Annotated in this window: 13 protein-coding genes; 7 read left to right on the top strand and 6 right to left on the bottom strand. The window is 63.8% G+C overall.

Annotated elements, in window-relative coordinates; translation table 11 throughout:
• Positions 1-18: 18 nt before the first annotated feature.
• Complete coding sequence (hemA, locus tag CAP37_RS02575; protein ID WP_086122728.1) at positions 19-1,317, bottom strand: glutamyl-tRNA reductase; 1,299 nt, start codon at positions 1,315-1,317, stop codon at positions 19-21.
• A gap of 48 nt (positions 1,318-1,365) precedes the next feature.
• Between hemA and CAP37_RS02580 the strand changes: the two genes are divergently transcribed.
• Positions 1,366-1,635 (top strand): hypothetical protein, encoded by a 270-nt coding sequence (locus CAP37_RS02580; RefSeq protein WP_086122729.1) that lies wholly within the window; start codon positions 1,366-1,368, stop codon positions 1,633-1,635.
• A 12-nt stretch (positions 1,636-1,647) separates the two neighbouring features.
• Here CAP37_RS02580 and ugpQ read toward each other — a convergent pair whose 3' ends face one another.
• From ugpQ to ugpB, 5 genes are all read right to left on the bottom strand, one after another.
• The gene (gene ugpQ, locus CAP37_RS02585; protein WP_086122730.1) at positions 1,648-2,379 is read right to left on the bottom strand and encodes a glycerophosphodiester phosphodiesterase; all 732 of its coding nucleotides are present in this window, start codon (positions 2,377-2,379) and stop codon (positions 1,648-1,650) included.
• A complete protein-coding gene (locus CAP37_RS02590; RefSeq protein ID WP_086122731.1) occupies positions 2,376-3,380 on the bottom strand; it encodes a sn-glycerol-3-phosphate import ATP-binding protein UgpC in 1,005 nt (334 codons plus the stop codon). Before CAP37_RS02590 ends, ugpQ begins: the two co-directional genes overlap by 4 nt.
• Before the next feature lie 19 nt (positions 3,381-3,399).
• The gene (gene ugpE / locus CAP37_RS02595) at positions 3,400-4,251 is read right to left on the bottom strand and encodes a sn-glycerol-3-phosphate ABC transporter permease UgpE (RefSeq protein ID WP_086122732.1); all 852 of its coding nucleotides are present in this window, start codon (positions 4,249-4,251) and stop codon (positions 3,400-3,402) included.
• Between the two features lie 2 nt (positions 4,252-4,253).
• Complete coding sequence (ugpA, locus tag CAP37_RS02600) at positions 4,254-5,141, bottom strand: sn-glycerol-3-phosphate ABC transporter permease UgpA (protein ID WP_086122733.1); 888 nt, start codon at positions 5,139-5,141, stop codon at positions 4,254-4,256.
• A gap of 88 nt (positions 5,142-5,229) precedes the next feature.
• Positions 5,230-6,546 carry a sn-glycerol-3-phosphate ABC transporter substrate-binding protein UgpB gene (gene ugpB, locus CAP37_RS02605; protein ID WP_086122734.1) on the bottom strand — a complete coding sequence of 439 codons (1,317 nt, stop codon included), beginning with the start codon at positions 6,544-6,546 and terminating at the stop codon, positions 5,230-5,232.
• A gap of 175 nt (positions 6,547-6,721) precedes the next feature.
• On the opposite strand from ugpB, the gene CAP37_RS02610 reads away from it, so the two are divergent.
• From CAP37_RS02610 to ubiB, 6 genes are read left to right on the top strand one after another with little or no spacing between them, the layout of a single operon-like run.
• Positions 6,722-10,600, top strand: a complete 3,879-nt coding sequence (locus CAP37_RS02610) for a DUF3683 domain-containing protein (protein ID WP_086122735.1) — start codon at positions 6,722-6,724, stop codon at positions 10,598-10,600.
• Between the two features lie 22 nt (positions 10,601-10,622).
• On the top strand, positions 10,623-11,036 hold the full coding sequence (locus tag CAP37_RS02615; protein WP_086122736.1) for a gamma-butyrobetaine hydroxylase-like domain-containing protein: 414 nt from the start codon (positions 10,623-10,625) through the stop codon (positions 11,034-11,036).
• A gap of 17 nt (positions 11,037-11,053) precedes the next feature.
• Entirely contained in the window at positions 11,054-11,785 is a 732-nt protein-coding gene (ubiE, locus tag CAP37_RS02620) for a bifunctional demethylmenaquinone methyltransferase/2-methoxy-6-polyprenyl-1,4-benzoquinol methylase UbiE (RefSeq protein ID WP_086122737.1), read from the top strand.
• Between the two features lie 45 nt (positions 11,786-11,830).
• Positions 11,831-12,826, top strand: coding sequence for a Tim44 domain-containing protein (locus CAP37_RS02625; protein WP_086122738.1), 996 nt, complete (start codon positions 11,831-11,833; stop codon positions 12,824-12,826).
• A 31-nt stretch (positions 12,827-12,857) separates the two neighbouring features.
• On the top strand, positions 12,858-13,466 hold the full coding sequence (locus tag CAP37_RS02630; protein ID WP_179190114.1) for an SCP2 domain-containing protein: 609 nt from the start codon (positions 12,858-12,860) through the stop codon (positions 13,464-13,466).
• Positions 13,463-15,028, top strand: coding sequence for a ubiquinone biosynthesis regulatory protein kinase UbiB (ubiB, locus tag CAP37_RS02635; RefSeq protein WP_086122739.1), 1,566 nt, complete (start codon positions 13,463-13,465; stop codon positions 15,026-15,028). Before CAP37_RS02630 ends, ubiB begins: the two co-directional genes overlap by 4 nt.
• The last annotated feature ends 46 nt before the right edge of the window (positions 15,029-15,074 follow it).

A 15,074-nucleotide genomic window follows, 5' to 3' on the forward strand; every position in this document is an offset into this window, starting at 1 on the left:
AGACGCCGGACCGACAAGCTAGGGTTGCGCGTCGCGCGGGGATCTGGGCGGTTCGTCGCGCAGGAACAGCCGGGACACAGTCTGCGCCGTGGCGGCGCGCGCGGCGCTGTCGCCGGTGTGCAACTCGGCCAGGGTGCCGTGCAGCATCTTTTGCGTGAGGCCACGCGAAAGGGCCTCAAGCACCGCTTCCACCGGCTCACCCTTCGCCAGCAAGCGGCGTGCGCGCGCCAGTTCTACCGCGCGCCACTCGTCCGCTTGCGCGTTGATCTGCTGGATCAGCGGCACCAGCCCATTGGCCGGGTCGCGTTGTTCCAGCCAGTGCATGAAGCTGAGCACCCCGGCATCGATGATGGCCTCCGCCTGCGCCACGGCCGCCTGGCGGTGGTCCTTGCCGGTCTGCACCACGGTCGCCAGGTCGTCCACGGTGTAGAGGTACACGTCGGACAGTGCCTTGACTTCGGGCTCGATGTCACGCGGCACCGCCAGATCCACCATGAACATCGGGCGGTGACGGCGCTTCTTCACTGCGCGTTCCACCGCACCCAGGCCAATGATGGGCAGCGTGCTGGCGGTACAACTGATGATGGCGTCGAATTCGTGCAGCCGATCGGGCACATCGGCCAGACGCATCACCTGGGCGCCGAAGCGGCTGGCCAGTTTTTCACCCCGCTCGAGTGTGCGGTTGGCAATCGCCATGCTCTTGGGTGTTCTGGCGGCAAAGTGCGTGGCGGCCAGTTCAATCATTTCGCCCGCGCCGACGAACAGCACCTTGATATCGCGCAAGTCCTCGAACAACTGCGAAGCCAGGCGCACGGCGGCGGCGGTCATGCTGATGGAGTGGGCCCCGATCTCGGTGGAGCTCCGCACTTCCTTGGCCACCGCGAACGAGCGCTGGAACAGCTGATGCAGTGTGGTGCCCAGGGCGCCGGCATCGCTGGCCGCGCGCACCGCGTCCTTCATCTGGCCGAGGATCTGCGCTTCACCCAGCACCATACTGTCCAGGCCGCTGGCCACGCGGAAGGCATGGCGTGCGGCCTGATCGTCCCGGAGTACATAGGCGTGGTCCCGCAGCACGTGGCTGCTCACCCCGCCGGTTTGTGCCAGCCATTCCAGCGTGGGATCCACCGCCGACTGATCACCTGCTCCATAGAGCTCGGTGCGGTTGCAGGTGGACAGCAGCGTGGCCTCGGGCTGGCGCGCCAGGCTCTGCCGATACCCATGCAAGGTGGGCTGGATCTGGTCAAGCGCAAACGCAAAACGGCCCCGCAGATCGAGCGGAGCCGTGTTGTGGTTGATGCCAAGAGCCCAGACAGACATGTGCTGATTATAAAATTGAACCCTTATGCATGTCACTGTCAACTTGAAATGACACCTCTAGCGTTCCTTGGGCACCTGGCGGGGTTCATCGCGCCCGCCATGGCGGTGGGTTTGATCCTCTGGGGCGTGCCCCGCCTGAGACGCGCCGGACGTTCCGCACCGGGGGCACGGCTGGAGGCCTTCATGTTGCTGGTGGCCGGGGTAGGGGTGCTGCTGGCGGGTCTGGTGTTCTTCGGCCGCGACGGAAAGATGGCCACTTACGCCGCCCTGGTGCTGGTGCAAGGCACGCTCGCCTGGTGGCTGCACCGTCGACGCTGATGCCCGGGTCGGTCAGTCGACCGGCGCGAACAGGTCGACCCGGTCGGTGATGATGCCGTCGAGCCCCAACTGCAACAGCCGCTGGGCGGCCCACTCGTCGTTGACGGTGTAGGCCAGGGTTTTCAGACCAGCACCTCGCGCCTGGGCCACCGTGGAAGCGTCCCACAGCGCGTGGTTGCACACCAGGCCCACGCAGCCGAGCTGGCGGGCGGCCTCAAGCCAGCCATTCCAGAGCGTGTCCAGCAGCAGACCACGGGGAATGTCGGCTGCGGTTTCCTTTGCCGCTTGAAGCGCCGCAGGCTGGAACGAGGTCAGAAAAGGCGGGTTCCCGCTGTCATCGGCCCAAAGGCGGGCCGCTTCGCTGGCCACTGCGCGTCCGGTCTGGGCTTCCAGTCCCGGCGTTGGCTTGATTTCAATGTTGAGCCTGTGGCCGTGAGCCTTGCAATGCCGCGCCACGCTTGCCAGCGTGGCCAGTGACTCACCGGCGAACGCGCGCGAATGCCAGCTGCCCGCGTCAAGCTGACTCAGCCTGCTCCAGGGCTGGTCACCGGCCACGCCCTGGCCGTTCGTGGTGCGCTCCAGCGTGGCATCGTGCAGCAGGAACACCACGCCATCGGCGCTGAGCTTGGCGTCGCATTCGTACATGCGGTAGCCGCAGGCCGCGCCGAGCCGGAATGCGGCGAGGGTGTTTTCAGGTGCCAGCTTGCCCGCGCCGCGGTGAGCGATCCACCGGGGAAAGTTCATGCTCGCTGGCCGGTCTCTGCGTTGAACCAGTGCACACGGTCTTCGCGCGGCTTGGCGTGGATCGTGCTGCCGATGGCCGGTGCACCCTGGTCCTCATGCGTGCGGATGATGAGTTGTTCTTCCCCCAGCCGCACGTGCACCAGACGCTCGGCGCCCAGCAATTCCACAGTTTCCACCTGCAACGCCCAACCGTCCGTACCGATGTCAAGATGCTCTGGGCGGATGCCCAGGATGCTGCCCGGGCGCCCGCCTGGAGCGTTCTTGAGCAGGTTCATGGGCGGCGAGCCGATGAAGCTGGCGACGAAAGTGGTGGCCGGGCGGGAATACACCTCTTCCGGCGTGCCGAACTGCTCCATGCGGCCGGCGTTCATCACGATCATGCGTTCGGCCAGCGTCATGGCCTCGACCTGATCGTGCGTGACGAACAGCGAGGTGATACCCAGCTCACGGTGCAGTTTCTGGATCTCCAGCCGGGTCTGTGCGCGCAGCTTCGCGTCCAGGTTGGACAGCGGCTCGTCGAACAGAAACACCTGCGGCTGGCGCACGATGGCACGCCCCATGGCCACGCGCTGACGCTGGCCGCCTGAGAGTTCGCGCGGCTTGCGGGTCAGGAGGTGACCCAGTTCGAGAATGCCCGCGGCCTTGTCCACCCGTTGCTTGATTTCGGCGATTGGCACCTTGGCGATCTTCAGGCCATAGGCCATGTTGTCGAAGACCGTCATGTGGGGATAGAGCGCGTAGTTCTGAAACACCATTGCAATGTCGCGCTCGGCCGGCTCGAGCTGGTTGACCACCCGATCGCCAATGCAGATGTCGCCGCCGCTGATTTCTTCCAGCCCGGCCACCATGCGCAGCAGCGTGGACTTGCCGCAGCCAGAGGGGCCGACGATGACGATGAATTCACCATTGGCGATTTCGGCATTCACGCCGTGGATGACCTGCAGCTCGGTCTTGCCGGTGCGGTAGCGTTTGACGACGTTGCGCAGGGAAATGGAGGCCATGTTGTTTTCGGTCTTTCGCTTACTTCTCGGTGTCCACCAGGCCCTTGACGAACCAGCGCTGCATGAGCATCACGACCAGCGCAGGCGGGATCATGGCCAGAATGGCGGTGGCCATGACGATGTTCCAGTCGGTCGCCGCGTCGCCGCCGCTGATCATGCGTTTGATGCCGATCACCACCGGGTACATGCTTTCCTCAGTGGTGACAAGCAGGGGCCACAGGTACTGGTTCCATCCGTAGATGAACTGGATCACGAACAGGGCGGCGATGGAGGTCACCGACAGCGGCAACAGCACGTCCTTGAAGAACCGCATGGGTCCGGCGCCGTCCATGCGAGCGGCTTCCACCAGTTCGTCGGGCACGGTCAGGAAGAACTGACGGAACAGGAACGTGGCGGTGGCCGAAGCGATGAGCGGCACCGTGAGACCGGCATAGGTGTTGAGCATGCCGAGGTTGGCCACCACGGCATACGTGGGCCCGATGCGCACTTCCACCGGCAGCATCAGCGTGACGAAAATCGCCCAGAAAAACAGCATGCGGAACGGGAAGCGGAAGTACACGATGGCAAAGGCCGACAGCAGCGAGATCGCGATCTTGCCGATGGCGATCACCAGCGCGGTGATCAAGCTCACCATCATCATGCGGCCGACCGGTGCGTTCGACGCCGCGCCCATGCCCGTGCCCTTGAGGGCCGCTGTGTAGTTTTCAATCAGCTGGTTGCCCGGCAGAAGCGACATGGGCGCCTGTACGATGGCGTCTGCGGTCTGGGTCGACGCCACGAAGGTGAGGTAGAGCGGGAAGGCCACCACCAGCACGCCCAGGATGAGCACTGCGTGGGAGAGAAGCGTGAGACCTGGGCGACGTTCGATCATGATCAGTATTGAACCTTCTTCTCGACGAAGCGGAACTGAACCACGGTCAGCGCAATGACGATCACCATCAGCACCACCGACTGCGCGGCCGAGCCACCCAGATCCAGTGCCTTGAAGCCATCGTAGTAGACCTTGTACACAAGGATGGCGGTGTCCTTGCCCGGGCCGCCTTGTGTGGCCGCGTCCACGATGGCGAAGGTGTCGAAGAAGGCATAGACCACGTTGATGACGAACAGGAAGAACGTGGTGGGTGAGAGCAGGGGGAACTGGATGCTCCAGAAGCGGCGCCACGGCCGCGCCCCGTCAATGGCGGCGGCTTCGATCAAGGACTTGGGAATGCTTTGCAGGCCAGCGAGGAAAAACAGGAAGTTGTAGGAGATCTGCTTCCACACCGAGGCCAGCACGATCAGCGTCATGGCGTGGTTGCTGTTGAGCAGGCTGTTCCACTCGATGCCGATGGCGCGCAGGGCGTACGAGATGACCCCGATGGACGGCGCCAGCATGAACAGCCACAGCACACCCGCCACAGCGGGTGCCACCGCGTAGGGCCAGATCAGCAAGGTGCGGTAGATCAGCGTGGCCTTGACCACACGGTCTGCGAACACGGCCAGCACGAGCGAGATGCTGATGCCCAGGCCCGCCACCAGAACCGAAAAGACGGCCGTGGTCTTGAACGAAGCGAGATAGGTTTCGTCGTCAAGCAGGTTTCGGAAGTTCTGCAAGCCCACCCACTCGGTAGAAATTCCAAACGCATCCGACTGCTGAAACGATTGAAGCAGCGCCTGTGCTGCTGGCCAGAAGAAGAAAACCAGGATGACGGCGACCTGGGGCGCGAGCAAGGCCCATGGCAACCAGCTGGAACGAAAGACAACGCGTTTTTCAGAGGCCATGCGTGCCAGAGGCGAAGGGTTGGGTCGAATTCACGCGCTGTGCACGCAAAAAGGGGCGGCATGAGCCATGCCGCCCCGGCAAGCATACTCAGTTCTTGTTGGCTGCCTCGAACCGAACCAGCAGTTCGTTGCCCCGCTTGACCGCGCTGTCCAGGGCTTCCTTCGCGGTCTTCTTGCCCGCCCAGACCTGCTCGAGCTCTTCGTCTTCGATCGCACGGATCTGAACGAAGTTGCCCAGGCGGATGCCGCGCGACTTTTCCGTGGTTTTGCGGATCATCTGGTTCACCGCCACGTCGGTACCGGGGTTCTGCTTGTAGAAGCCCGACTTTTCCGTGGCTTCGAAAGAAGCCAGCGTGATCGGCAGATAGCCGGTGGTCTGGTGACTCTTGGCCTGGATCTCGGCGTTCGTGAGGTAGTTGAAGAACTCGGCCACGCCCTTGTATTCGGGGGCTTTCTTGCCCGCCATGACCCACAGGGAAGCGCCACCGATCACCGTGTTTTGCGGAGCGCCGGCCACATCGGGGTAATAAGGCAGCGGAGCAATGCCGAAGTCGAACTTGGCATTTTTCTTGATGCTGGCGTAGGTGGACGAAGACGCGGTGGCCATGGCGCACTCGCCCGAGTAGAACGGAGCGTCGGCCGCGTTGCCGCGACCGCGGTACACAAACAGGCCTTGCTTGGCCATGTTGGCCAGGTTCTCGATGTGTCGCACGTGCAGCGGGCTGTTGAAGGCCAGGCGCGAACTGGTGCCGCCGAAGCCGTTGCCCTTGGTGGCGAACTCGGTGTTGTGCCAGGTGGAGAAGCTCTCCAGCTGGGTCCAGCCTTGCCAGCTGGTGGTGAACGGGCAGCTCACGCCAGAGGCCTTGAGTTTGGCTGCGGCCAACACCACTTCAGGCCAGGTCTTGGGCGGCTGGTTCGGGTCCAGACCGGCCTTCTTGAACAGGTCCTTGTTGTAGTTGAAGACGGTGGTGGAGCTGTTGAGCGGGAAGCTCAGCATCTGGCCGTTGGGCGCCGTGTAGTAGCCAACAACAGCGGGTATGTAGGCCTTGGGATCGAACTTGTAGCCTGCATCGGCCAGCACTTTGCCCACGGGGACGATGGCGCCTTTGGCCGCCATCATGGTGGCGGTGCCCACTTCGTAAACCTGCAGGATGTGGGGGGCATTGCCGGCCCGGAAGGCGGCCACGGCGGCCGGCATGGTTTCGTCGTAGGTGCCCTTGTAGGTGGGCACGATCTTGTATTCCTTCTGGCTGGCATTGAATCCGTTCGCCAGGCCTGTCACCCAATCGTTCAGGCCACCGGTCATGGAGTGCCACCACTGAATTTCCGTCTGGGCGTGGGCCGGGCCGCTCAACAGCGCGGCGAGCGCCAGAGCGCCGGACAGGGGAAGAAGTCGCTTTTGCATGAATGCTCCTAAGAGGGTGTCGGGAACGGGGTAGCGTATGGGTCTTGTATGACAAAACGATTGCAACGGCGTTTCCCGCCCATGACAACAGGGGTTTCCATAGGGGGGGTGGGTGTATGTTGCGCTGCGGTACCATCTTGGGCTCATTACTGTCATGCTGGCGACTGCCACACCAATGAACGCTCCCACGCCGCTCTCGCTGCTCGCCACCTCCACTGACGAAGCGCCGCGCCTGCGCGAGATTCCCTACAACTACACCTCTTTCTCGGATCGTGAAATCGTCCTGCGTTTGCTGGGCGAGCGAGCCTGGTCGTTGCTGGACGGTCTGCGTGGCGAACGCCGCACCGGGCGTTCGGCCCGCATGCTGTACGAGGTGCTGGGCGACATCTGGGTGGTGCAGCGCAATCCCTATCTGCAGGACGATCTGCTCGACAGCCCCAAGCGCCGCCAGCAGTTGGTAGACGCACTGCACCACCGCCTGGCAGAGGTGCAGAAGCGACGCACCCCCCAGGACGATGGCGCGCGAGATGCGCTGGTGGTGGAACTGCTGGCCGCCGCGCGCGGCGCAGTCGACAGTTTTGCCCGGTCCTTTGAAGACATGGCCGCGCTGCGCCAGCGCGCCAACAAGGTGCTGCGCAAGCTCACGGCGCGTGACAACATCAAATTCGACGGCCTCTCGCGCGTCTCGCACGTGACGGATGCGACCGATTGGCGCGTTGAATACCCCTTTGTCGTGCTGACACCCGACACCGAAGCCGAGATGGCCTTGCTGGTCAAAGGTTGCTTCGAACTGGGCCTCACCATCATCCCGCGTGGCGGCGGCACAGGCTACACCGGCGGCGCGATTCCACTCACCTGGAAGAGCGCGGTGATCAACACTGAGAAGCTCGAAGCCATGACCGAGGTGGAATGGGTCAGCGTGCCCGGGCACGAAAAGCCATTGCCCACCATTTGGACCGAGGCTGGCGTGGTCACGCAGCGCGTGGCCGATGCGGCCGAGCGGGCAGGGCATGTGTTTGCGGTGGACCCCACCAGCGCTGAAGCGTCGTGCATTGGCGGCAACATCGCCATGAACGCGGGCGGCAAAAAGGCGGTGCTCTGGGGCACGGCGCTGGACAATCTGATCAGCTGGCGCATGGTGACCCCGCAGGCGCAGTGGCTGGAAGTCACGCGCACCGACCACAACCTCGGCAAGATCCACGACGCCGACGTGGCCAGCTTCGAGCTGAAGTACTTCGAGGCCGACGGCAAGACGCCGGTGCGCACCGAGCAGCTCGTGATCCCCGGCAAGACCTTCCGCAAGGAAGGCCTGGGCAAGGATGTGACCGACAAGTTCCTGAGCGGCTTGCCCGGCATCCAGAAGGAAGGTTGCGACGGCCTGATCACCAGTGGGCGGTGGCTGGTTCACCGCATGCCGCAGCACGTGCGCACCGTGTGCCTGGAATTCTTCGGCAACCCGCGCGACTGCGTCCCCTCCATCGTCGACATCAAGGATTTCATGTTCGGCGAGATGAAGCGCTCGGGCGGCGCCATTCTGGCCGGCCTGGAGCACCTGGATGATCGCTACCTCAAGGCCGTTGGCTACGCCACCAAGAGCAAGCGCGGCACGTTGCCCAAGATGGTGCTGGTGGGCGATATCGTGGGCGACGATGCCGACGCCGTGGCCCGTGCCACCAGCGAGGTGATCCGCCTGGCCAACTCGCGCAGCGGCGAAGGCTTCATCGCCATCAGCCCCGAGGCACGCAAGAAATTCTGGCTCGACCGCAAGCGCACGGCGGCCATCAGCAAGCACACCAACGCCTTCAAGATCAACGAAGACGTGGTGATACCGCTGCCTCGCATGGGCGAGTACACCGAAGGCATCGAGCGCATCAACATCGAGCTCTCGTTGCGCAACAAGATCAAGCTGTGCGATGCGCTGGAGGCGTTCTTCACCCGCGGCAACCTGCCGCTGGGCAAGACCGATGACGCCAACGACATCCCCACTGCCGAACTGCTCGAAGACCGTGTGCAGCAGGCGCTGGCGCTGGTGCGCGAGGTGCGTGCGCAATGGACAGGCTGGTTGCGCGATGTGGATGCGCTGTTTGCGCAGTTGCAGGATCACCGGCTGCGTGCCAGCTGGAAGACGCAGATCCGCGCGCCGCTGCAGCAGATTTTTGCCGGCGCCCCCTTTGGTCCGCTCCTGGCAGAAGTCAATGCCATTCACCAGCGCGTGCTCAAGGGCCGTGTCTGGGTGGCGCTGCACATGCATGCGGGTGATGGCAACGTGCACACCAACATCCCGGTCAACAGCGACGACTACGAGATGCTGCAGACGGCGCACGAGGCAGTGGCCCGCATCATGGCGCTGGCGCGCCGGCTGGATGGCGTCATTTCAGGTGAGCACGGCATCGGCATCACCAAGCTGGAATTCCTCACCGACGCGGAGCTCCAGCCCTTCGCAGACTACAAGAGCCGGGTTGATCCCGAGGGCCGGTTCAACAAGGGCAAGCTGCTGCGCCAGGGGCCGGTGGGCGATGCCAGCCTGCGCAGCGCAGACCTCTCCAACGCCTACACGCCCAGCTTCGGCCTGATGGGCCACGAATCGCTGATCATGCAGCGAAGCGACATTGGCGCCATTGCCGACAGCGTGAAAGACTGCCTGCGTTGCGGCAAGTGCAAACCGGTGTGCGCCACCCATGTGCCGCGCGCCAACCTGCTCTATTCGCCGCGCAACAAGATCCTGGCCACCTCGCTGCTGATCGAGGCCTTCCTGTACGAAGAACAGACGCGCCGGGGCATCAGCATCAAGCACTGGGAAGAGTTCGAGGACGTGGCCGACCACTGCACGGTGTGCCACAAGTGCCTTTCGCCGTGCCCCGTGAAGATCGACTTTGGCGACGTGACCATGAACATGCGCAACCTGTTGCGCAAGATGGGTCAGAAGAGTTTTCGGCCCGGCAACGCGGTGGCCATGTTCTTTTTGAACGCGACCAACCCCGAGACCATCAAGTTCATGCGTGGTGCCATGGTGGGCGTGGGCTTCAAAGCCCAGCGCCTGGCCAACGACTTGTTCAAGCGCCTGGCGCGCAAGCAGACCAGCGCCCCGCCGGCCACGCTGGGTCCCGCTCCCATCAAGGAGCAGGTGATTCACTTCATCAACAAGAAGATGCCGGGTGGCCTGCCCAAGCGCACCGCGCGCGCCTTGCTCGATATCGAGGACAAGGACTACGTCCCCATCATTCGCAACCCGGTGGCCACCACGGCCGAGACCGAGGCGGTGTTTTATTTCCCGGGCTGTGGTTCCGAGCGGTTGTTCAGCCAGGTGGGCCTGGCCACGCAAGCCATGCTTTGGCATACCGGGGTGCAGACCGTGTTGCCTCCGGGCTATCTGTGCTGCGGCTATCCGCAACGCGGCAGCGGCCAGTTCGACAAGGCAGAAAAGATCATCACCGACAACCGGGTGCTGTTTCACCGTGTCGCCAACACGCTCAACTACCTCGACATCAAGACGGTGGTGGTCAGCTGCGGCACCTGCTACGACCAGCTTCAGGGCTACGAATTCGACAAGATCTTTCCCGGCTGCCGAATCATCGACATCCACGAATACCTGCTCGAAAAAGGCATCACGCTGGCCACGGGGCAGGGCGGCTACCTTTACCACGACCCCTGCCACACGCCCATGAAGCTTCAGGATCCCATGAAGACGGTCAAGGGGTTGATGGGCGACAACGTCATCGAGAGCAAGCGCTGCTGCGGGGAGTCGGGCACGCTGGGCGTGACCCGGCCCGACATCTCCACCCAGATTCGCTTCCGCAAGGAAGAAGAGATTCAGAAGGGCGAGACGGCATTGCGCGAAGCAGGCACCGTGGGTGAACAAGACAACGTGAAGATACTGACCTCGTGCCCGAGCTGCCTGCAGGGGCTCTCGCGCTACACGGACGACCTTCAGAACGGGTTGCTGGAAGCCGATTACATCGTCGTGGAAATGGCGCGCCAGATTCTGGGCGAGCAGTGGCTGCCCGAGTACGTGGCCAAGGCCAACGAAGGCGGCATCGAGCGCGTGCTCGTCTGACCACCCCCGCACGGAGACCACCATGGCCGGACTCAACAAAACCACCCCCACCCCGGAATCGATCACGCTGCACCAGCAGTCGCGCGTGCTCGAGGTCGGCTTCTCAGACGGCAGCGAGTACCGCATTCCGTTCGAGCTCATGCGGGTGTTCTCGCCTTCTGCCGAGGTCCAGGGCCATGGCAAGGGCCAGGAAGTTCTGCAGACCGGCAAGCGTGAGGTGGACATCGTCGCGCTCGAGCCGGTGGGCAATTACGCGGTACAGCCCACCTTCAGCGACGGCCACAGCTCCGGCATCTTTTCCTGGGACTACCTGCATTTCCTGGGCTCAAAGCAGACCGAACTGTGGGCTGATTACAACGCGCGGCTGGTGGCGGCCGGGGTGGAGCGCGATGCGCCCATGCCGGAAAAAGGCGGCCACGCCTGTGGCAGCCATTGAGCGCAACGGAGCAAACCATGGCATCGACTCATTTCGGATTCAAGTCGGTTGACGAAGGCGAGAAGGCGCAGCGTGTGCGCAGCGTTTTCGATTCGGTAGCGCCCAAATACGACGTGATGAACGACCTCATGTCGGCGGGCCTGCACCGGCTCTGGAAGCGGTACACGATCGCCGTGGCCAACCCGCAGCCGGGCGATCAGGTGCTCGACATTGCCGGTGGAACCGGCGACCTGGCCCTGGCGTTTGCGCGCAAGGTGGGTGAAAGCGGCCGGGTTGTCCACACCGACATCAACGAAGCCATGCTGCGCGAAGGCCGTACCCGCTTGCTTGATAAAGGCGTGGTCCTCCCCACCTTGGTCTGTGATGCCGAGCACCTGCCGTTTGCCAGCGATTCCTTCGATCTGGTGTCGGTGGCTTTTGGCCTGCGCAACATGACTCACAAGGAACTTGCGCTGGGTGAGATGTATCGCACGCTCAAACCGGGGGGCAAGTTGCTGGTGCTGGAGTTTTCCCGGGTGGCGAAGCCGCTCGAAAAAGCTTATGACTGGTACTCGTTCAACGTGCTTCCCAAACTGGGCAAACTGGTGGCCAACGACGAGGGCAGTTACCGCTACCTCGCTGAGTCCATCCGCATGCATCCGGGGCAGGAAGCGCTGAGGCAATTGATGCGCGAGGCGGGCTTCGGTCATGTGGATGTGCACAATCTGTCGGCCGGTGTGGTCGCGTTGCACGTCGGCATCAAGTGTTGATTCGAGTTTGATTCTTAGTGTTTGAAATTTGTAGGGGACAAGGGCATGAACAAGTTGTGGTCGATGGTTCTGGTGTGCGCCATGGCGCTCGGGTCGCAGGATGTGTGGGCCAAGCGCATGGGTGGCGGCATTTCCTTCGGCAAGCAGTCGGGCAATGTCACGCAGCAGCGCAACACCGTGCCGCCTGCACAGCAGGCCACCCCTGCGCCGGCTCAGAATGCTGCGCGCCCGGCCAACGCTGCGCCTGCCGGCGCTGCAGCGGCCGCGCCCAAGCGCCCTTGGGGCGCCATGCTGGGCGGCCTGGCTGCCGGCCTGGGCCTGGCCTGGCTGGCCTCTTCGTTGGGCCTGGGTGAAGCTTTCGGCCAGATCCTGCTCTTCGGGTTGCTGGCCATGGTGGTCATGGCCGTGATCGGCATGGTGATGCGTCGCCGTGCTTCCGCTTCTCAAGGCCTGGCCTACCAGGCAGCCGGTCAGACTGGCAATTCCCAGTACGACCCGGCCACGCCACGCAGCTACCTGCCGCAGAACGTGGGCAACGATGCCTCAGCGCGCCCGTGGGAGCGCAGTGGCCCGGTGGCGCTGGACAACCGCAACGTGCACAGCGGCGGCGGTTCACTGATCGGTTCCGCGCTCGGCGGCAGCCAGTCCTGGGGTGTGCCAGCTGGCTTCGATGTGGACGGCTTTCTCAGCGCGTCCAAGAAGAATTTTGTGAACCTCCAGGACGCCTGGGACCGCTCCGACATCCCCAGCCTTCGCGCCATGATGACCGACGGCATGCTGGAGCAGATCCGCAGCCAGCTCGCCGAGCGGGAGCAGGCCAGCGTGGGTGCTCAGAACAAGACCGAAGTCGTCATGCTGGATGCGCAATTGCTGGGCATCGAGGAAATGGACGAGGAGTACATGGCCAGCGTTGAATTCTCCGGCTTGATCCGTGAGGAAGCTTCCGCCGGGCCGAACCCTTTCCGCGAGGTCTGGAACATCACCCGTCCCAAGAGCGGCAACGGCGGCTGGCTCGTGGCCGGTGTGCAGGCGCTCCAGTAGGACTCGCAAGAGGTGTCAAAATCGGGCGGCCATGAACCATGAACCGCCCGTTTCCCCGCCCGCTCCCGGCGCCAGGCCGCTGAACTTCCTGCAGTCCCTGCTGGGTGAGATCCGCCCGCCCGAATGGGTGGTGGATGAACTGCAGAACCGGCTGGTGCTCGTTCTCAACCACGTGCTGATGCAGGAGAAGGTTGCGCAGGATCGGCTGCGTCGCCAGAAGGGCAAGCCGGTGCGCATCCAGTGGGGCGACTTCCACCTCACGCTCGCGCCGACCGCCGCTGGCCTGCTGGAGCGCTGTGCGCCTGATACCAAACCAGAGCTCAGCGTGACGCTGACCCAGACCTCGCCGTTCGACCTTGCGCAGAGCCTGCTGGCTGGAGACAAGCCGGGCGTGGACATTCAGGGCGACGTGCAACTGGCGGCGGAAGTGGCCTGGCTGGTGGACAACGTGCGCTGGGACGTGGAAGAAGATCTCTCCCGCGTGGTCGGTGATGCCACGGCCCATACTTTGTCGCGGTTCGCGCGCTCTGCTGCTCAGGCCGTCAAGGCCTTTGTCGATCGCCTCCCTGCGGGGTTCCCGCCCAAGCCACCCAACGCCGCTGCCCCCGCCAGCGAACGCCCCGACGGCCCTTCGGCATGACGCGGCTGTTTCGCGGCGCCTTCATCGTCTGGGTGGTGTTGCGCTACGGGCTCGACGAACTGGTGCTTTCCAGTTTTCAGCGACCGACGTTGCGTCTCCTGACTCGCATCGTCTCGATCGGCCGAAACCTGGATGCGCCGCGCGGTCAGCGCCTGCGCGAGGCGCTCGAACGGCTGGGACCGATCTTTGTCAAGTTTGGCCAGGTGCTCTCCACCCGACGCGACCTGCTGCCCAGCGACATCGCCGACGAGCTGGCCCATTTGCAGGACAGGGTGCCCCCTTTTTCCAGCGCGATCGCGGTGGCCACGATCGAGCGCGCCTTCGGCAAGCCGCTGTCGGAGGTGTTTACCCATTTCGAGCAGGTGCCGGTGGCCAGCGCGTCCATCGCCCAGGTGCACTTCGCCACCCTCCGCGACGGCCGCCATGGTGGCCGCGAGGTCGCGGTGAAGGTCTTGCGGCCCAACATGCTGCCGGTGATCGACAAGGACATCGGCCTCATGCGCATGATGGCCGGCTGGGTGGAGCGGCTTTCAGCCGATGGCAAGCGTCTGAAACCGCGTGAGGTGGTGGCAGAGTTCGACAAGTACCTGCACGACGAGCTGGATCTGTTGCGCGAGGCGGCCAATGCCGCCCAGCTGCGGCGCAACATGCAGGGTCTGGATCTGGTGCTGATTCCCGAGATGCTGTGGGACTACTGCCACACCGACGTGATGGTGATGGAGCGCATGCATGGCATCCCGATCAACCGGGTCGATGAGCTGCGCCGCCAGGGGGTGGACATTCCGAAGCTGGCGCGCGATGGCGTCACGATCTTCTTCACCCAGGTGTTCCGCGACGGTTTCTTCCATGCCGACATGCACCCGGGCAACATCCAGGTCAGCCTTGCACCGGGCACTTTCGGCCGCTACATCTCGCTCGATTTCGGCATCGTGGGCACGCTCACCGAGTTCGACAAGGAGTACCTGGCGCAGAACTTCACCGCGTTCTTCCGGCGCGATTACAAGCGCGTGGCCGAGCTTCACATCGAATCGGGCTGGGTGCCCGCCGACACCCGGGTGGATGAGCTGGAGTCGGCGATCCGCGCGGTGTGCGAGCCCTACTTCGACCGTCCGCTGAAGGAAATTTCGCTCGGACTCGTGCTGATGCGGCTGTTTCAGACTTCGCGGCGGTTCCATGTGGAGATCCAGCCGCAACTGGTGCTGTTGCAGAAGACCCTGCTCAACATCGAGGGCCTGGGCCGCGAGCTGGACCCCGAACTTGACCTCTGGAACACTGCCAAGCCCTTCCTGGAGAGCTGGATGATCGAGCAGGTGGGGCCCAGGAAGCTGCTCCAGCAGCTCAAGGCCGAGGCCCCCCAGTACGCCAAGCTGCTGCCGGCACTGCCGCGCCTTCTCCACGACTTCCTGCAGCACAAGCCGCACGAACTGCGCCGGGAGATCGACCAGCTGGTGGCCGAGCAGCGCCGCACCAACCGCCTGCTGCAAGGCATCATTTACGCGGGCCTCGGCTTTTTGCTGGGTCTGCTGGCCATGCAGGTGCTTGTGCGCGTGCAGCTCTGGTAATACCCGACACCCGGGCGGGGCGGGGGAGGGCCCTCAATTTATAATG

Source organism: Hydrogenophaga sp. IBVHS1, assembly GCF_002127265.1.
Classification (GTDB): Bacteria; Pseudomonadota; Gammaproteobacteria; order Burkholderiales; family Burkholderiaceae_C; genus Hydrogenophaga.